The sequence below is a fragment of the Flavobacterium sp. SP2 genome, assembly GCF_057626655.1.
In genome coordinates this window covers 463,318-481,450 of sequence record NZ_JBVHBT010000002.1, presented here as the reverse complement: position 1 = coordinate 481,450, position 18,133 = coordinate 463,318, and the positions used below count along the sequence as shown (strand labels likewise).

The window sequence follows — 18,133 nt, the reverse complement described above, 5'->3', positions numbered from 1 at the left end:
AGAAAATTATTATGACCACCAATTTAACATATATAAAAGGAGACTTACTAAAATCAATTCCCATCCCGGGCGAAATTTTATGGATTAGCGAGGATCTGTATGATCAAATCACCTCTAAAGACGACGGGTTACAATTTGTCAAAATGCAGTGCAACCTGCCCTTGCAGGAACTGAATGTATTTATAAAAATAGAGAAAGTTAAAATGGAGCAATCAGGATGTTATATAAATCCTAATTTTCTGCCAAGTGGAAGTGCTTTTAGTCAGGAGAGTCCTGTTACGATTTCGTTACTAGATCTACAGAATTGTTCTGTTGCAGAATCATTGGAGATTAAACTAGTGGAGAAAGAAGTGTTAAGTTGGAGTGAAGATGAGATAGATTTTGCACAAACTAGTTTTAGTATTAACAACAGAATTGTTTATTTAGACCAAAGAGTCAAAATGTTAACATCGGTTAATAAAAGTGTTTTTGGGGAAGTTACTAAAATTTATCCAAAGCCAAGTTCTACAGAAATGGAAGTTTTTAGGGTTACTGAAAAAACCCTTATTCATTTGGACGGTCTGCCACAAAACAGACAAAAAACAATAGATTTTGATAAAATTGGAGGCTTACAGAAGATCATTTCAAACTTACGAGAGATTATACAAATCCCCCAAGTTTACCCTGAAATTTATAATTCCTTTGATATTAAGCCGCCCAAAGGCCTGATTTTGTATGGACCACCAGGCAATGGAAAAACGATGATTGCAAGAGCCATTGCCCATTCTTTGGGTTCTAAATTTGTCAGTATTGAAGGACCAGAATTGAGTTCTAAATTTACAGGTGAGTCAGAGAAAAAATTACGCGATAAGTTTGATCAAGTAGCAAAAGGGGGAAGAGGTGTTTTGTTTATAGATGAGATAGATTCACTAGCCAGCATTAGAACTATGGATAGTTCCTCGGAGTTTCAAATCTCTATGGTGGCTTCTTTGCTTAATCTTATGGATGGTTTGAGTTCAGAGAATGGGATTTTTGTAATCGGAGCAACCAACAGACTTGGAGCTGTAGATCCAGCACTTCGCAGACCGGGAAGGTTTGAATTGGAGTTTGAAATTCCACTGCCTGATTTAAGTTCTCGTTTGGATATTTTGCAAAAGTCTTTTCCGCTAGAGAACAATGAGCTTGTTAAGCCTGATTTGAATCTTGCTTTTTTAGAGCACATCAGCCAAATTACACATGGTTATTCGGGAGCTGATTTAGTTTCACTGTACAGATTATCTGTAATGCATGCCATTAGTAAAAAGATGCAAGTAGATAAAGAAACCGGAAAGTTTAATCTGGTACATCCACAAGAGCCTATAAAGTTGTCTAAAGAAGACGTAGTTGTAACTTTAAAAAAGATTACACCCACCTCTCTTAGAGGCACAAATATTATGGAAAATAAAGTTGTTTGGGAGGATTTATTAGGTGTAGAAACTCAAAAAGAATATCTAAATGTCCTGCATCAAAAAGTTGGTTTACTTGAAAAATCTTCGGTTGTTCATAGACCCGATTTTATGAATTTGATTTTTCTAGGCTCCAATGGCACAGGCAGAAAAACACTCATGCGTTCATTTGCTCAAAAGTTTAATTACGAGTGGATAGGATTGGATGTAACAGATTTTTTTTCTAGTTCATTAGAGAAAACCATCCAAGGTCTTCAAGAGCGATTGCAACGAGCCAGACAATTAGCACCAAGTGTGTTTTATATTGAGAATCTAGGGTACTTTTCAGCTCATTCCATTTTTTTAATTAAACTAAAAGCCATGCTTTGTGAATTACAATCTCAAGGAAGTGTCGTTGTTGTGATAGCCCTTGAGCAGGATATTGCGCTAGAGAATCTAAATGGTTATCAAGGATTTAACGAAATAGTTGAATTTAAAAAAGTTCTTTTTTCAGAAATAAAAGAGCAACTGTCTAAAAAATATGATTTAACAAAAGAAATAATTCAAAAGTTCGGTGCCTGCGAGCAAGGTATTGGCATACATATAACAAGAATAGAGGAATCTACATTGGAGATAAAATGAAAATAGAACTTTATATGTCCTGTCCGGTGTGTTTGGCACAAGGGATTAATTCCACTAAGCAGTATTGGCGACATTCTATGCCTTGCGGAGGAGTTTTGTCACTCAATGAAAAGGCTTGGGTGGAATGTCAAGGATGTGGACAAAGTGCCAAATTGATTGATATGGAGCTTATTTGTGAAGAACAAATACATACCTATAGAATTGCCAAAATTGAAGGATTTGCACAAGCTATTACCACTTCTTCACATTTTGTAAATCAATTGGGATTAGCATGGCTTCAGAGTGTAATGGTTAATCTTTAACAATTATTTTATGGGATTTATGAAATTTCCTTTTAGTGACCAATCATCAGGTCAAACCTATTATTTCGAGAGAAGATTAAAAGATAACTTGCGTATTTCTATTAAAAAGGTAACCCAGTCCAAGGTCTATAGCTTATCAAATGCATTATTTGTTTTTTCTAAAAAATTCACAATCACTACATCAGTACGATCGGTTTTAAGTAACCAGGGGCTTTTTGGAGGATTATTATCAGTTATTTTTTTACCCTTCTCTTTTACATTAGATTTAACTGTTTCCACACTAGGACTCATTATAGGAGGGTTTCTTTTGTTATTAATTTTTAAAGCATTAGTACTGATTATTATATATTATTTTATTTACTCACTATTGAAAAAATGAAAAAAATTACGTTACTTATTGTACTCTTAGCAAGTTTATTTTCTTGCAAAAAGACAGATGTTAAGCCATCTAAAAAAGGGCTTCATTTATTTTATGTTATTTTGGATAAGTCTAGTAACAGTTATTCCTCAGATGGAGGAGTAGAGGAGAACTATATCAATATTGATACTCTTTATATAAGTAAATTAATAGATAAAGTTCAAAAGTATGCTAATCAAAATCCAGAGAAAAATGATGTTGTTTTATTTTTCAATTATATTGATTTAAATGTTCAAGGCAACAAAGAATTGTTTTTAAAAATAGAAACTAATGAAATGTTAGATACGGTTTACCGACAAAATACAGGTGATGTTGTTTCTAAGAAAAGTGATTTTAAACAAAAAATAGAAGAACAAAAGCAGGACTTAAAACAAATTAATATTGATTTTAAGCGCAGTAAAAATCAATTGCTTTTAGCCCTTGTCCAAATGCTTAAAAAGAGTGGAGCAACAAAAGGTAGTGATTGTTCATCGGCACTAAGGCTAGCGGATAATAAATTAAACTCTTTTTTTATAGATTATTCCAAGTACAGTAAGGTAAAGAGTAAATGGATTATTGCTTTTTCAGATTTGGTTAATTTCCCTAAGAACAATAAGGCGATACAACTCACCAATAAAATTATTCGCCCAGGATTCTCGAGTGCTGTTCCTTATGTAAGGCAAGAAGATTTTATTAATATGACAACCGAGCAGGAATTTGAAAATTATTTTGAAACAATTTTAAAGAAGTAACTATGTCAAAATCAGATAATGATAGTGGAATTGGGCTAAGAAAAGTGTATATGTCCATTCAAAAAATTAAAAAGGCTTTAAATAGAATTGCTGTAATAGAGCATACTATAGAGAATCCATCGGTAGTGATTGGAGATGCAAAAACCACCTCAAGTTTTGAGCAAATGGAAATAGTCACCAAAGCCGAGATTAATTCGTATACTAAATCCATGCATTCCATTATTATTTTTAAATGGGCGCTTATATTATTTGAATCGTTTGGAGCCTATTTAGCTTTTGGATTAATTATGCACGCTGTAAATTTAGAGGCTCTTGTTGAGAATTTGATTATACTTATAATTCGGAGTGTTATTTCAATTGGGTTTTCTTATGCAATTGTAAACTTTGCATTAAAAACTATTGGTTCACAAGGCAAGTTAGATTCTAAGAACACTAGTTTTGTATTGGCTTTTTTATCCATTTTATCTTTACCATTGTTTAATCTATTTATGATTTATGGTACTCACTTGGAGATAGATAATAAAGAAATCTATATGATATCATTATTTTTTACTTTAATGACAGGAACTCTTTTATTACTTAGAAGTAAGGGTATAACTATAGAGGAGCACAAGAGGATTGAGATTCTTAAAAGTTACAATAGTATGCTCAGAGAGAGAAAAAAACTTTTAAATCAATCAAGGAATTACCATCAGGATATTTTTGATTACAACGATCAGTACAGTGGTTTTATAGAAGATAAAAATGCGATATCAGACGACAATCAACTGTACGTAGTGGTTAAAGTTTTTTTAAAAGAGTGTACAGATTATGATCTTTGGTCTTTCGATTTTATTAAAAAAGCAAAATTGCAGTTAAACATTAAGTAAAAACCCCAAAAAGAGTGTTTTACTTTTTGGGGAATGTTCACTTTTGGAGCATTTTCAGAATAAGAGGTCTTTTACAATTCAATGCACTCTTTTTAGTAGAATGAAAACATTACTTTGTAGAAAAGATATCCTACAGAAGATACTAAATGTTTTTTGTCTTGAGGCAGATTATTTACGGTTTGCATTAGATTTTCAAAAGAGTCTTCACTTTGTTTGAAATGATCTATAATTCATTGCAGAAGATTGAGTTCTTCTTCTGTGAATTTCTTAGTTTTAAGATAATGGTTGTATTTTGCAAGAATTCTAATGTCTAAAACCTCATGTTTAAGTTTATCAGCTTGATTGTATAAAAAGATGATGGGCTGGGCAAGATAAGAAACGTTACCAGTCAATTCTCCAATAGTTCTTTTTAAATTATACAGGCTTGGGTCTTCAATAAAACTCCATTTTACTTGGTCTAAATAATCCCATTCTCACGCATTGAGTTCCAGTTTCATAAATGCAGGATGATTTTTTCTTAAATAGTCTATGTCCAAGAGGTCTTTGTGCGTTTTTGAATCAACAGATTCAGAAATAGCATCAGCAATTTCAGCTCCTGTTGCAACTGATTTTTGTTCCATTTGCAGTTGATTGGAATTAGTTTGTTTTACCGCCTCTTGATAAATCAAAGTTGTAATTACTTGGGCTAAATCAGTTCTATCCTGCGGAATTTGACTTATTATTTGCCTAAGGTTGTTCATAGAATAGTCTTGGATTAAATCTTGATGTACTTTTCTTAAATAGTCAAAATCTGCCTCATTCAAGTTTAAATTACTATTGGCAAAACGGGTTTTTATTTTTTGGGTTAACTCCGTTTCATGTACCTTTAGATTGTTTTGCTCATCTTTTGACGAATTAATACTGCTGTTTACCATATTTAGCATGTTTAATAATAAAACAACCTTAGTATAACTTTATAAATTGATTTGTCAAATTTTTAACTACTTTTTCTCTTTGAAATGCATTTTATAATACGTATAACCTTTTTAATCTTTAGTATTTCAGCTGATTTGTATGGAAAAAAGTTTGTTTTCAAATTCTAATGAAGACTTGAATCATAGTTTAGAATTAGCTAGTCAAATAAATGGTTTGGAACTACATTATGATTTTATAACTACTGAGCAAGAAAGAGAATTGTTATCTCAGATAGATAATAATTTATGGCTCAATGACTTGTCTAGAAGAGTACAACACTATGGTTACAAGTATGATTACAAAGCAAGACGTATTGACTCCAGTTTGTATCTTGGTAAAATCCCCATTTGGCTGGATTCCTTAGCCGAAGAATTATTTAATAAAGGAATTATAGATTTCATACCCGATCAAGTCATTGTAAACGAGTATGTGGATAATCAGGGAATTGCCCATCACATTGATTGTGAGCCTTGTTTTGCCGATTGTATCGTATCTCTTTCCCTCGCAGGCAGCTGCGCTATGGATTTTATAAAAGATAAGAATTCTAACAATCCAATTAAAATATCCTTACTTATACCTCCAAGAACCTTATTAATAATGAAAGGAGAGTCAAGATACAGGTGGCATCATGCAATTCCTTCAAGAAAAAAAGATGTTTTTAATGAAAATATTTACAATAGAACTAGAAGAGTTTCAATCACACTTAGAAAAGTGATACTTTAATTCATCTTTTTAGTTTGCATTAAACTGGGTTTTACAGGCTATTTTAGGTGGTTTATTGCTTTATTTAACTTGTTTAGTAAATAACTCGAAATTAACTTATTCTTGGCTTGTAATTACTTGACTTAGAAACTATTTTTTATGAAGTTAGCTTTTTAATTTAAAGCAAATGAATTATAGTTTCGTGGTTATAGATGATAAAAAAAATGATGCTGATTGGTTAATAAAAGAACTCAATAGCTTTCCTAACTATATTTGCAAAGGTGTGGCTAACTCCGTAGCGGACGGTATTGCCCTTACTTTAGAAGAACAACCTAATGTCATCTTTTTAAATTCAGAATTAAATAATGAATCGGGTTTTGAAATAATTAAACACGCTTTTCCTTTTTTCAATCAGCCTCCATTTGTTATCCTAATTAGCGATAGTGAAAAGTACATTAAAAAAGCAATCAATTATGATGTTCTGTTTTGCTTAGACAAGCCTATCGAATCTACACAGCTCGTTATCGCACTTACTAAATTTAAAAAGCATTTCTCTGCCACTAGACATCACTTAACCATTAAAGATAAAATTGCTCACAGAATAATTCGTCACCAAGATATTCTTTACATCCAAAGTGATAGTTCCTACTGTCATATACATAGAATTAATGATAAAATTGTAACGGTCACTAAAACTCTAAAAGAGGTAGAAAGTTTATTACCCAATTCCTTTTTAAGGATACACCGTTCGTATATTATCAATACCGCTTATGCAGAAACTATAAATACAACACTCAAAACCATAACGCTTCATTACAGAACTGGGCATTTTGAAGTAACTGAACAAAGCAAGATAAGACTTGATGAATCTTTTACCTTAAAGAGCGTTGTTTTGGAACTTCCTATTGGAGATATATTTTTGGAAAGAGTAAAACAAGCTTTATTAACCTTTAAATTGGAGTAACTATAAAATTAGTCTTACTCGCTACTTTACCGTGTTCATGAGCTCAAATTACCTGTTTACTAAATAACTCCAAACCGTCTAAAACAGACGGTTTTTTTGTTTTAAAATTGCTACCATTCAAACATTAAAAGTAAAACGTAATGAACAAAAAAACTTTAATTTTCGCAGTAACATTTTTAGCAATTTCTACAATTGGAAAGGCGCAAACTCAAACCTCAAACAGCTTAGGTTTTGGAGTTAGTTTATACGGAACATCTTGGATAAAATATAAGTTTTCTTCAAATTCAAATAACTATTCTTCAAGTTTTGAAGATGTGAAAGGCAAACAATACATGAGATTGGATTATAGCAACTATCTAAATGCACATTTTTTCTACGAAAAAAAATTATCAGATGGATCCTCTTTAATGTTTGAGGGAAATTATGCTCAAATAAAACTGGATAAAATAGATTTAGGAGTAAATAACACCTTGGAACCAGCTTCTTTTACACAAAAAGCAACAATATATGGTGCGGGTGTTTATTACGGATACACGATTAATAATAAAAAGAGAATACAATTCCCAATATATGCTGGTTTTGGTGGAAATTATGTATCGGGTGAGCCAATTGAAAAATTCTTTTTTTCGTTATCTGGGAAAGCTAGAATAAAATTTTACTTATCTAATAAAATGGCTCTTTATTCAGGTGTTAGCTATGATACAGGTATTGCAGCAGGTAAATCAGGAACAACAACTGCAAAAGACAGTGATTTAAGTATCGGATTTAATGCATATCATTTAGACTCAGGTCTGATGTTTAGCTTTTAATTTTACAAAGTAACCCCATGAAAAGGATAATTGTATTTTTTCTAGTTCTAGCACCTTTATTTGGTTTATCTCAAAAGAAACTTTTCAAACAAGCAATTGAAAAAGGAAGGGAAAGACAAGCTTTATATAAAGTTGTAGTTGATAATGGTACTGTAGTAAAAGAATCAGATATAACGGAGTATGCCCAAAAAAACCTCTATATCATTAAAAACATTACGTATCAAAAGGTAAATCGATTTGGAGATTTTTTTAGTGGAGTCAAATCATTTGAGTTTTTACCCAATACGGAGATAGATGCTTACGTGTTTGAAAAATTTGTTTCTGAAAGCAGTTGGTCAAAATCGTATCAAGAAATTATCTCGAGCAAAACAAGTAACGGCTATGTATTTAATACTAAGACTAATAAATTTGAAAATACTCAAATACAATGGTCTGGTGATTTAAAGAATGATTTGCCTTATGGTTCGGGTATTGGATTTTATAAAAATAGCGCCTCTCAAAATTGCTTTTATGGAGAATTTGAAAATGGTAAGCCAATTGGTAAATCTATCTATATCACTTACGAATATACCAAAAGCAATTTTGAAAATGGAACTAAAAAAGAAGAGACAATAGAGATTCTATCCATTAAAGGAGGTGTTGGGTTTTATAAAAGAAACAACCTTTTTGGAATTATAGACCAGAATTATGAGTTTGTATCAAACCCTGAGTATTCAAGAATCATTTCTGGATTTATAAATAATCAAGCGATTGTATTAAATAATGGCAAGGAGACTATTATAGATTCAAAAGGGAAATTTATCGATTACACTTCCAATCAAAAAGATTTAGATCAGCAACAGCGAAAGAAGAAAGAAGAAGAGGATAGGATTCTAGCCTATTTTAAACCTCAAATTGATGCCTATAACATAATGGGTTATGAGTTTGCAAAAATGTACATGTCAAATATTTCTCCCAATACTGGAGCAAGTCCTGGTTATACTTTTAAATCCGATGACTACAAAAATGATTCACGGGAAGTTACACTTTACTGGACGGCTGGAATTTGTGGAATCTGCCCAAGAGAGCAATTTGAAGTTTATGGTACTATTAATGTAAGAACAGGAGAGTTTGTAATGACAAATGCTAATAGTGCGGCAACTTCAGCTAGCTATATTTCAACGGGGCTTACAAAACTTGGAGAGTTTGCTGTTAGTGCTTTATCGAACTTGCCTGATACAAGTTCAAGTTCTGATTACTCTACAATTGAGGATAACTCTTCGTCAAACAACCCAAGCGGTTCAAAAAACGTAGAATTTAAGGTTGTTAAAACTAATGCTTGTGCTTATGACTGTTTGGAGAGCTTTGAATTTATAATATATGAGGACGGAATTAAACACAGTACCGAAACCCTTGGGAAAAGGAAAAACGGAGAATGGAGGACCAATTGCCCAGGAGATGTTATGGGTTCTGATTACATAAATTCTAATGGTGATTTTAAAAGTGCGGCTATAAAACTTTATGAACAATATATTGGAGAAAAAGGCAATACTTATACCGTTGCTTATTGATATTTCGCTATCTATTAACAAAAAAATAAAAACAAATGAAAAAACTATTTTTAATTTTAGTATCATTTTTAGTAATTAATACTACTAATGCACAAATATTTGGAAAGAAAAAACAATCAAATCCAAATCTAGTTAAGTTACAGGATAAATATCCACAAACATCGGGATATAAAGAAGATTATGACCCAAATAAGGATAGTAATAGTAATCCTAAATTGAAGTATTTGTATCAAAATTTAATAAAGGATAAAGATACATTAAAGGTAAAAACGTTCATGTCTTCTAACGGTATAAATTACAATTTTATTAGCTCTTCAGGGGAGCCAATATTAAATTCGGTTACTCAAAGTGGTAGCAACCAAGTAGTAGAACATTTTCTAATAAATGGCGCTAATCCCAATTTAAGAACCTTCTTTACGGAGTATGGATCAATGAGTATGAGAACTCAAAGTAGAGAAAGTAGAATAATTTATTCAAAGTATCCAATAGAAATAGCCTTGGAGAATTTAGATACTTTAAAAATGAGTTTATTAAAAAAATATGGTGCCGATATTGAGCCTATAAAAGAAAAGATAAAAGCGTATTCAACGGATTATAGATACGCTAAGTTTGTTCAAAAGTTCATTGGCTCTAATGCGGTTTCAGTAAACTCACTTTGGGATTACATTTATTTAACTGACAAAAAAAATGTCAAATTAGAAAAAATAAAAGATTTGATAAGTAGAGGAGCAAAAGTTAATCACAGTGATGGTTGCTTATTTCAAGCTTTATACAGAGAATATCCCTATGAAATTATAGAGTTTTTAGTAAAAAATGGAGCAGATGTAAACTTAGGAGTTCCAAGTGGAGCGTACACTAAAGGACAACCACCGTTATGGTTTGCCGTTTGTCGCAGTGACCTGAAACTTGTAAAACTGCTTGTTGAAAATGGGGCTAAAATAAATATAGAAATGACAGGATGTACACGAAGTGGTAATGCTAATAAGCCTGTTGAAATGGCTATTAACAATAATGCGAATGATATTGTGGATTATTTGTTCTTAAAGGGAGCAAAGTAAGATGGGCATTAAGTTTTATGCTTACAGATATTTTTTATACGATGACAAGCCAATTTATCATTGAAAATGAATTGTAAGGTGGTAGTGTAAAAGAAATTTCTATATTTGTCCCCTATATCAAAAATAAGACAGTTAGTTTAAACCCTTTCATTCTATCCAATAGAAAATTTGAAGGGGTTTATCTTTTAAAAAAACAAAGTAGGAATTCCTACTTTGTTTAATATTCACTTGCTAGTAATAATGTGCAATAATTATCCTCAGACTTATATTTACCAGACTCAATCATTTCAGTATTAAGTTGGTCAATAAAAAATAATTTTTGACCAGTATCTTTATGGATAAAGACCTGAAGGTAATCTAATCCTTTTTTATCTTCTACTAGTGATTTGATAAACAAATAAATCTCAAAAATTTCATCTTGCGACAAACTTTGCTGAATTCCAATTGTCGCAAAGAAACTTCCTGAAAATTTATATGTTCCATCCGTTTCTTGTGGTTGATACAACCATTTTTCTAATGTTTCCATTTATATACTTTTACAATTATTGCATAAGCATAACAAAGAGAGTATAGATATCAAGTAAAAAATAGTTGTTTCTAGTTGCTAGAAAAAGGAAAATATCTAATGATTAATAACATTTAAACAAATTCCAAATTGATGTCATTAATAGTATAATCTAATCATTGTTCAATTGATTATATTAAAAACTCGTAGCTTTTTAGACAATCCCCCATCAAAAAACAATTTAGTTTGCACAAGTATCATTGTGCTGGGTAAGAATTATGGCTTTACACCTAGTATTTTATGAAGATAATATTTTGTTGTGCTAAGTAAATTTTATGAGAATTTATATTCAAATATGATATATTTTACTATAAATCATTTTCTTAAAAGTTTTCATTCTATAAGATATTTGATAACCTTGTTGGCTAAAAACTGTATATGTAAGTCATTTTAGCACTACCCTTCTAGCTAAACAGTATAAAAATCTTGAGTATTACCATTCTTAATGGTTATCATAAATTTCTTTTCTGTGACCAATCCTAATAATTTCTATTCTAAGTTCATTGTTTTTGATGGAGTAAATGATTCTATAATTACCGACTCTAATTCTATATAATGTTAATGATTCAAATCATGTAATATTGAAATTTTTAAGTTTTTTATGTCAATTGGGATATGGATTTTCAACAAGCATTTCAATTTGTGAAATAATCCTATTAATGATTCAAAATGGAAGCCTTGCCAATTCTTTCTGCGCTTTTTTATTAAATATAATGCTATACAATCACATTAAGCATTTCATTTTTTAGATAAAAGTTGTTGCTTGACTCTATCAAGAGATACTGCGGGTTCATTAATTCTCTCAATTGCTGTCAGACTATCGAAAAAGTCCTCCATAACTTGTTGAACTCAAGAATTCTTAAGGTCAAATACAACCGCTGTTTTTTGTCCTTTATCATTTGTTAAAAAATTAATTCACTTTCTGATAAAGGCTGTAGGAAGTGCTATTGTAGACATTACAAATGGATTAAATAATAAATTACCCTACTATATTTTTTTTGAATCAGATTATCAAGAGATAATTATTTGGTACGATTAATTTTAAGTCATATTTATATTAGCACTTTAATTCTTTTATATATTTGTCATACCAAGTCTTTTAACGATAATGATTGTTTGAGGCTATGCAATTAAGCATTCTGATGTATTGGAAAGCAATATTTGAAACAGGAACAATTGATATTGAATATGAGATGAATTTAATACATGTGATAGAAAACCAATATGTTAAGGAAGTTCTTAGAAATACTTCATTAGAAAATTTACCTGATGAAAAGTGGGAACTGATAGAAAATTTTGAAAACTATGCAATTTCCAATTACGGTCGGGTGAAAAGTTTAGAGCGCGCTACTCTTTCGTTTAAAGGAGGAGAGAGAATTCAGCCTGAGCTGATAATGAAGCTTATTTTTGTAAAACAGTATAACAAATATCTTGATTGTAATTTTTATAGTATCCAATGTTCATTTTCATTAGAAGGTGTTAAATACCGAAAGTCTGTAGCTCGTTTGGTGTATTATCATTTTATTGAAAAGTTTGATATGGATGATCGTAGTGCAGTCATTTCTTTTAAAGATGATAATAGTCTGCATTTGCATATCAATAATTTAGAAAAGCTTACAGCAAGTGAAAAACGATTAAAAACCTTTCAGAATGATAAGGCAAGAAACCGAAATATTGACTATTTAAAGCCTGTGAGTCAGTATACTGTAGAAGGTAATTTGGTGGCTGATTTTGAAAATATATATGAGGCTCAAAAAGCAGTAGGTGTTGGTTGCGAAAGTATTCAAGATGTAATAAATAAAGAGTTTCTGACTGCTGGTGGATTCAGATGGTTTTTGAAGAATGAACCACCAAAAAAAGAAGATTTTATTATCTCTCCAAAGCAAAACTCCTCAGAAGTAGTGTTTAATAAATCTCTTTGGGAAAAATTAGGCAAGCCACCAATAGATTCAAATAATCCACCTGCTTGTATGAATTTATCACTTTCAGATCTTCCCGGCGAAGTATGGAAACCGATACCGGGTTTTGAAGATTCTCACCTTGTTTCAAATAAAGGAAGGGTAAAGCATTTAAGTGGTTGGACGCCTGGTAAGAAGAAGTTTTTTATGCAGGACAAAATTCTTTCGCAAACATTGACACAACATAAAAATAAAGCTTGTTCATTTTATGTTACATTATTTAACAAGGAAAAAAAAGTCCGTGTAACTACGGCCCGACTTCTTTACTATTGTTTTGTAAAAAAGTATGACATATACGACAAAACACAGGTTGTTGTTAATCAAAATGAATCACTATGGAATATGGATATTTCAAAACTTTCATTACAATCAATTCATTCTGTACTAAAAAGAAAAGTAAGTATAAAATCTATTAGTTAATAAATAAATTAATGTTTACAGATGTAATTATTCGTTGTAAAACATTAGTATTTGGTTTATCTTTCTAAGATAAATTTCACTATCTTTTTAGAAACATTATGTCTATTCAAAGCTGCTTGATTTGCCAGTTCACATGACTTGTACTAAAAATTCGAATATATTTATGTATAGTTACTTAATTTCTTCTTTCATAATGACTTATTTATAATTAAAAGAATCTATTTCTTGGACAGGTCAATATAATGAGCCTTTTATCCACCCACGATAATATTGTGGACATTTACGCTATCAAACAGTGTGATTTTACTATCTTTGACCTGTTAAAAATTAATTAGGCTTCAATGAACCGAATTAAAGAAGTGCTTAATGGAAAAAGGCATTTCCCAAACTTGGCTTGCTATGAAGTTGGACAAAAGTTACAACACAATTAACGATTATTCTCGCAATGTGAGACAACTGAGCCTGGAAGATTAGTACCGAATTGCAAAATTTTAGACGTTAACGCCAAAGATTTATTGAAAGAAGAATGAGCAAAGAGAATCAAATAGAACTAAATCTTATAGAGCAATTAAAAGGGCTGAAATATAGTTACCGCCCTGACATAGTTGACAGAAAAACTCTTGAACAAAACTTCAAAACAAAATTTGAAGAACTCAACCGTGTTCACTTATCCGATAATGAGTTTTTGAAACTTAGAGAGGAAATCATCAATTCAGATGTTTTCCTTGCATCAAAAAAATTACGTGAAAGACAATATTTGCAACGTGAGGATGGAACGCCTTTATACTACACTTTAGTAAATATTAAAGATTGGTGTAAAAATGACTTTGAAGTTATCAGTCAGTTACGCATCAACACAGAAAACAGTCATCAACGATACGATATCATTTTATTGATAAATGGATTGCCAGTGGTACAAATCGAGTTGAAGAAACTTGATATTTCACCAAGAAAAGCAATGCAACAGATTGTGGATTACAAAAACGAAACTGGCAACGGTTACGGAAATTCATTGCTTTGCTTTATGCAGTTGTTTATTGTGAGCAACCGAACCAATACCTACTATTTTGCGAACAACAAGATTCAGCATTTTCAATTTAATGCGGATGAACAGTTTTTGCCGATATACCAATTAGCAGACGAAACAAATAAAAAAATTACGCATCTTGATTCATTCACTGAAAAATTTCTAAGCAAGTGTACGCTTGGGGAAATGATAAGCAAGTATATGGTTTTGGTAGAAAGCGAACAAAAATTGCTTGTAATGCGACCGTATCAGATTTACGCTGTAAAAGCGATTGAAGAATGTGTGAAACAAAACAGAGGAAACGGTTACATCTGGCATACAACAGGAAGCGGTAAAACTTTAACCTCTTTTAAAGCTTCTACCCTTTTAAAGGACAATCACGAAATTGAAAAATGTTTGTTTGTGGTTGACCGTAAAGACCTTGACCGACAAACCCGAGAGGAATTTAATAAATTTCAGGAAGGAAGTGTGGAGGCAAACACTGATACGGAGACATTAGTAAAGCGTTTGCTTTCTATGGATTATGCCGATAAAGTAATTGTAACTACTATTCAAAAATTGGGCTTGGCATTAGACGGTACTTACAAGAAAAACTATAAAGAACGATTAGAGCCATTAAGCAAAAAACGTGTGGTTTTCATCTTTGACGAGTGCCACCGTTCCCAATTTGGAGAGAATCACAAGGCGATTAAAGAGTTTTTCCCAAATGCTCAATTATTTGGTTTTACAGGTACCCCCATTTTTGATGAAAACGCCACTTACAGCATAAGAGAAGGAGAATATGCCTCATACAAAACAACGGAGAACATTTTTCAACAAAGGCTACACTCTTATACTATCACCCACGCTATAGATGATAAAAACGTATTGCGTTTTCATATTGATTATTTCAAAGGAAATAAAAATCAAAAACCCGGAGAAGCAATTTCAAGGCAGGCAGTAGCTGAAGCCATTTTTAACAAACACAATGCTGCGACAAATTCGAGAAAGTTCAATGCTGTTTTGGCAACGGCTTCAATCAATAATGCTATTGAGTACTATGAACTTTTCAAAGAATTACAAAAGAAAAAGCAAAAAGAAAATCCTGAATATGTTCCGTTAAACATTGCTTGTGTGTTTTCGCCACCTTCTCAACTTATTGCAAAACAGGGAGACCAACAAAGTCAGAAAAATGCCGCAGACATCAAACAATTGCAGGAAGATTTGACACAAGAACGTGAGGACAACAAACAAAATCCAGAAGAAAAGAAAAAAGCGCTGACTGAAATTATTGAAGATTACAACAGGCAATTCAATACCAATCATAGCATTAACGAATTTGATTTGTACTATCAGGATGTTCAAAGACGAATAAAAGACCAACAATACAGTAACAAAGATTATCCGCACGAAAACAAAATTGACATTACCATAGTGGTAGATATGTTGCTTACAGGTTTTGATAGCAAATACCTCAATACTTTGTATGTGGACAAAAATCTGAAATACCACGGATTGATTCAGGCATTTTCACGCACTAATCGTGTATTGAACGACACCAAACCTTACGGTAATATTTTAGATTTTCGTTCTCAACAAGAAAGTGTAAATCAAGCGATTGCACTTTTCTCAGGAGAAGACAACGGCAAGGCAAGAGAAATCTGGTTGGTTGACCCCGCACCTGTAATGATTGACAAATACAAAGAAGCCGTTGAGAAATTAGGGGTGTTTATGCAGCAACATAATTTGGTGAACGAGCCACAAGAAGTTTACAATTTGAAAGGAGATGCAGCAAGAATAGCTTTTGTACAAAACTTTAAGGAAGTGCAACGCCTCAAAACACAGCTTGACCAATACACAGACTTGGACGAACAACAAAAGGATAAAATCAAAGCCGTTTTGTCTGACGATACCTTGCAGGAGTTCCGAAGTTCTTACATAGAAACAGCAAAGCAATTAAGAGAGGTACAACAAAAAGAAGGTGAAAATGCTCCACCTGAAATTCAACAACTCGATTTTGAATTTGTTTTGTTTGCTTCTGCCGTGATTGATTATGATTACATAATGAATCTGATTGCAGACAGCACACAGAAGAAACCTGCCCAGCAAAAGATGACCAAATCACAAGTGATCAGCTTGTTAAAATCAAATTCTAATTTAATGGAAGAGGAAGAAGATTTGACCGAATACATCAATAGTTTGGATTGGGAGAGCGGACAAGATGTTGAAACGCTTCGCAAGGGTTATGACACTTTCAAAGACGATAAATACAATAAGGAAATAGCTTCTATTGCGAACAAACACGGCATAAAAATGGCAGACTTGAAAAAGTTCATAGATAAGATTATGAGCCGAATGATTTTTGACGGTGAAAAACTTACTGACCTTTTAGCTCCATTGGATTTGAATTGGAAAGAACGTAGAGTAAGAGAATTGGCATTAATGGAAGACTTAGTGCCACAATTAAAGAAACTTGCCCAAGGGCGTGAAATTTCAGGATTAGCAGCGTATGAGTAAGAAGAATAAACTAATACCCGAATTGCGATTTCCTGAGTTCTCTGAAAATTGGGATATCGTTTCAGTTTCGGATATGTGTGATGTGTACAGAGGTGGCACGTTCTCTAAAGCCGATATGGATGAAAATGGCTCTTATTCTTGTATTCATTATGGTGAGTTGTTCACAAAATATAAAGAAGTGATTTCTGCCATTTATTCAAAAACTAATAAAAAAGAAGGATTTAAAAGTAAAGTTGGAGATATTTTAATGCCAAGTTCTGATGTAACACCTGATGGATTAGCAAAAGCTTCAGCAATAATGCTTGCAGATGTTGTTTTGGGTGGAGATATGAATATTCTGAGACCCAAAAAAAAATTTAATTCAATTTTTCTAAGCTATTTACTAAATCATTCCAAAAAGGAAATTATCAAACTAATTTCAGGAACGACAGTAAAGCACATTTACCCAAGTCAAATCGTCACTTGCCAATTACCAATAGCTAATAACAAGTTAGAGCAACAAAAAATAGCTTCTTGCCTTGCCTCCCTAGATGATTTGATTGATTCCCACAACCAAAAATTGGATTTACTCAAAGACTATAAAAAAGGTTTGATGCAAAACCTTTTTCCGCAAGAGAGAGAGAATGTGCCAAAGTATCGGTTTAAGGAATTTGAGAAAGATAGTGCTTGGGTGTTGAAAGAGGTGGATGATTTTATTGATTTGCTTTCTGGAATAGCACTTAAAGGTGAGGAAATATGTGATGATGAATCTGGAATAGCAATATTAAGAGGCATCAATATAACGGAAGGATATATAAGGCATTCAAAAGAAATTGACAAATTCTATTTAGGATCTATAGAAAAATTAAAAAGATATTTTGTTAAAGAAAATGACATTGTTATTGCGATGGATGGTTCTAAAGTTGGGAAAAATGTAGCTCTCGTTGGTAAGACTGATGAAAATGCAATTTTAATTCAAAGAGTAGCGAGAATCAGAGCAAATAAAAGAGCAGATTTTACTTTTATTTATCAATTTTTCATTTCAGATAATTTTAGAACATATGTAGATGCAGTAAATACAAGTTCTGGAATACCTCACATTAGTGCACAACAAATTAAAAATTACAAAATTTGGTTTCCTCCTAATTTAAAAGAGCAACAAAAAATTGCTTCCTGTCTTTCATCTTTAGATGAGCTTATAACTGAACAGACAGAGAAAATAGAGCAATTGAAAAAGCATAAAAATGGATTGATGCAAGGTTTGTTTCCAAAAATGATTAATTAAA

15 protein-coding genes are annotated in these 18,133 nt (G+C 32.0%); 12 read left to right on the top strand and 3 right to left on the bottom strand.

What is annotated here, in order from left to right; all coding sequences use genetic code 11:
* Positions 1-11 precede the first annotated feature (11 nt).
* The 4 genes from ACZ098_RS06595 to ACZ098_RS06580 all read left to right on the top strand — a co-directional run bounded on the left by ACZ098_RS06595 (position 12) and on the right by ACZ098_RS06580 (position 4,365).
* Positions 12-2,045: an AAA family ATPase gene (locus ACZ098_RS06595; protein WP_487310948.1), complete on the top strand. Its 2,034-nt coding sequence runs from the start codon at positions 12-14 to the stop codon at positions 2,043-2,045.
* A 14-nt stretch (positions 2,046-2,059) separates the two neighbouring features.
* Positions 2,060-2,347, top strand: a complete 288-nt coding sequence (locus ACZ098_RS06590) for a hypothetical protein (RefSeq protein WP_487310947.1) — start codon at positions 2,060-2,062, stop codon at positions 2,345-2,347.
* Between the two features lie 375 nt (positions 2,348-2,722).
* Positions 2,723-3,496 carry a hypothetical protein gene (locus ACZ098_RS06585; protein WP_487310946.1) on the top strand — a complete coding sequence of 258 codons (774 nt, stop codon included), beginning with the start codon at positions 2,723-2,725 and terminating at the stop codon, positions 3,494-3,496.
* Between the two features lie 2 nt (positions 3,497-3,498).
* Positions 3,499-4,365 carry a hypothetical protein gene (locus ACZ098_RS06580; RefSeq protein WP_487310945.1) on the top strand — a complete coding sequence of 289 codons (867 nt, stop codon included), beginning with the start codon at positions 3,499-3,501 and terminating at the stop codon, positions 4,363-4,365.
* Positions 4,366-4,838: 473 nt separating this feature from the next.
* On the opposite strand, the gene ACZ098_RS06575 is transcribed toward ACZ098_RS06580, so the two are convergent.
* On the bottom strand, positions 4,839-5,279 hold the full coding sequence (locus ACZ098_RS06575; RefSeq protein WP_487310944.1) for a hypothetical protein: 441 nt from the start codon (positions 5,277-5,279) through the stop codon (positions 4,839-4,841).
* Positions 5,280-5,418: 139 nt separating this feature from the next.
* On the opposite strand from ACZ098_RS06575, the gene ACZ098_RS06570 reads away from it, so the two are divergent.
* The 5 genes from ACZ098_RS06570 (at position 5,419) to ACZ098_RS06550 (ending at position 10,402) form a co-directional block, all read left to right on the top strand.
* A complete protein-coding gene (locus tag ACZ098_RS06570) occupies positions 5,419-6,042 on the top strand; it encodes an alpha-ketoglutarate-dependent dioxygenase AlkB (RefSeq protein ID WP_487310943.1) in 624 nt (207 codons plus the stop codon).
* A 166-nt stretch (positions 6,043-6,208) separates the two neighbouring features.
* A complete protein-coding gene (locus ACZ098_RS06565) occupies positions 6,209-6,985 on the top strand; it encodes a LytR/AlgR family response regulator transcription factor (protein WP_487310942.1) in 777 nt (258 codons plus the stop codon).
* 140 nt (positions 6,986-7,125) lie between these two features.
* Positions 7,126-7,794, top strand: a complete 669-nt coding sequence (locus ACZ098_RS06560; RefSeq protein WP_487310941.1) for a hypothetical protein — start codon at positions 7,126-7,128, stop codon at positions 7,792-7,794.
* A 17-nt stretch (positions 7,795-7,811) separates the two neighbouring features.
* Positions 7,812-9,344 carry a hypothetical protein gene (locus tag ACZ098_RS06555; protein WP_487310940.1) on the top strand — a complete coding sequence of 511 codons (1,533 nt, stop codon included), beginning with the start codon at positions 7,812-7,814 and terminating at the stop codon, positions 9,342-9,344.
* 35 nt (positions 9,345-9,379) lie between these two features.
* The gene (locus ACZ098_RS06550; RefSeq protein WP_487310939.1) at positions 9,380-10,402 is read left to right on the top strand and encodes an ankyrin repeat domain-containing protein; all 1,023 of its coding nucleotides are present in this window, start codon (positions 9,380-9,382) and stop codon (positions 10,400-10,402) included.
* A 217-nt stretch (positions 10,403-10,619) separates the two neighbouring features.
* On the opposite strand, the gene ACZ098_RS06545 is transcribed toward ACZ098_RS06550, so the two are convergent.
* Together ACZ098_RS06545 and ACZ098_RS06540 are read right to left on the bottom strand one after the other, a co-directional pair.
* Positions 10,620-10,928 carry a hypothetical protein gene (locus tag ACZ098_RS06545; RefSeq protein ID WP_487310938.1) on the bottom strand — a complete coding sequence of 103 codons (309 nt, stop codon included), beginning with the start codon at positions 10,926-10,928 and terminating at the stop codon, positions 10,620-10,622.
* Positions 10,929-11,409: 481 nt separating this feature from the next.
* Positions 11,410-11,514: a type II toxin-antitoxin system RelE family toxin gene (locus ACZ098_RS06540; RefSeq protein WP_487311211.1), complete on the bottom strand. Its 105-nt coding sequence runs from the start codon at positions 11,512-11,514 to the stop codon at positions 11,410-11,412.
* A gap of 595 nt (positions 11,515-12,109) precedes the next feature.
* Between ACZ098_RS06540 and ACZ098_RS06535 the strand changes: the two genes are divergently transcribed.
* The 3 genes from ACZ098_RS06535 (at position 12,110) to ACZ098_RS06525 (ending at position 18,132) form a co-directional block, all read left to right on the top strand.
* Positions 12,110-13,345: an NUMOD4 domain-containing protein gene (locus tag ACZ098_RS06535; RefSeq protein ID WP_487310937.1), complete on the top strand. Its 1,236-nt coding sequence runs from the start codon at positions 12,110-12,112 to the stop codon at positions 13,343-13,345.
* A gap of 526 nt (positions 13,346-13,871) precedes the next feature.
* Positions 13,872-16,868, top strand: coding sequence for a type I restriction endonuclease subunit R (locus ACZ098_RS06530; protein ID WP_487310936.1), 2,997 nt, complete (start codon positions 13,872-13,874; stop codon positions 16,866-16,868).
* On the top strand, positions 16,861-18,132 hold the full coding sequence (locus ACZ098_RS06525) for a restriction endonuclease subunit S (protein WP_487310935.1): 1,272 nt from the start codon (positions 16,861-16,863) through the stop codon (positions 18,130-18,132). Before ACZ098_RS06530 ends, ACZ098_RS06525 begins: the two co-directional genes overlap by 8 nt.
* The last annotated feature ends 1 nt before the right edge of the window (position 18,133 follow it).

What these genes read in the sequence shown, in the direction of transcription:
- ACZ098_RS06595 (WP_487310948.1), top strand. Translation starts at nt 12, where the DNA reads ATGACCACCAATTTAACATATATAAAAGGAGACTTACTAAAATCAATT.
- ACZ098_RS06590 (WP_487310947.1), top strand. Translation starts at nt 2,060, where the DNA reads ATGTCCTGTCCGGTGTGTTTGGCACAAGGGATTAATTCCACTAAGCAG.
- ACZ098_RS06585 (WP_487310946.1), top strand. Translation starts at nt 2,723, where the DNA reads ATGAAAAAAATTACGTTACTTATTGTACTCTTAGCAAGTTTATTTTCT.
- ACZ098_RS06580 (WP_487310945.1), top strand. Translation starts at nt 3,499, where the DNA reads ATGTCAAAATCAGATAATGATAGTGGAATTGGGCTAAGAAAAGTGTAT.
- ACZ098_RS06575 (WP_487310944.1), bottom strand. Translation starts at nt 5,279, where the DNA reads ATGGTAAACAGCAGTATTAATTCGTCAAAAGATGAGCAAAACAATCTA.
- ACZ098_RS06570 (WP_487310943.1), top strand. Translation starts at nt 5,419, where the DNA reads ATGGAAAAAAGTTTGTTTTCAAATTCTAATGAAGACTTGAATCATAGT.
- ACZ098_RS06565 (WP_487310942.1), top strand. Translation starts at nt 6,209, where the DNA reads ATGAATTATAGTTTCGTGGTTATAGATGATAAAAAAAATGATGCTGAT.
- ACZ098_RS06560 (WP_487310941.1), top strand. Translation starts at nt 7,126, where the DNA reads ATGAACAAAAAAACTTTAATTTTCGCAGTAACATTTTTAGCAATTTCT.
- ACZ098_RS06555 (WP_487310940.1), top strand. Translation starts at nt 7,812, where the DNA reads ATGAAAAGGATAATTGTATTTTTTCTAGTTCTAGCACCTTTATTTGGT.
- ACZ098_RS06550 (WP_487310939.1), top strand. Translation starts at nt 9,380, where the DNA reads ATGAAAAAACTATTTTTAATTTTAGTATCATTTTTAGTAATTAATACT.
- ACZ098_RS06545 (WP_487310938.1), bottom strand. Translation starts at nt 10,928, where the DNA reads ATGGAAACATTAGAAAAATGGTTGTATCAACCACAAGAAACGGATGGA.
- ACZ098_RS06535 (WP_487310937.1), top strand. Translation starts at nt 12,110, where the DNA reads ATGTATTGGAAAGCAATATTTGAAACAGGAACAATTGATATTGAATAT.
- ACZ098_RS06530 (WP_487310936.1), top strand. Translation starts at nt 13,872, where the DNA reads ATGAGCAAAGAGAATCAAATAGAACTAAATCTTATAGAGCAATTAAAA.
- ACZ098_RS06525 (WP_487310935.1), top strand. Translation starts at nt 16,861, where the DNA reads ATGAGTAAGAAGAATAAACTAATACCCGAATTGCGATTTCCTGAGTTC.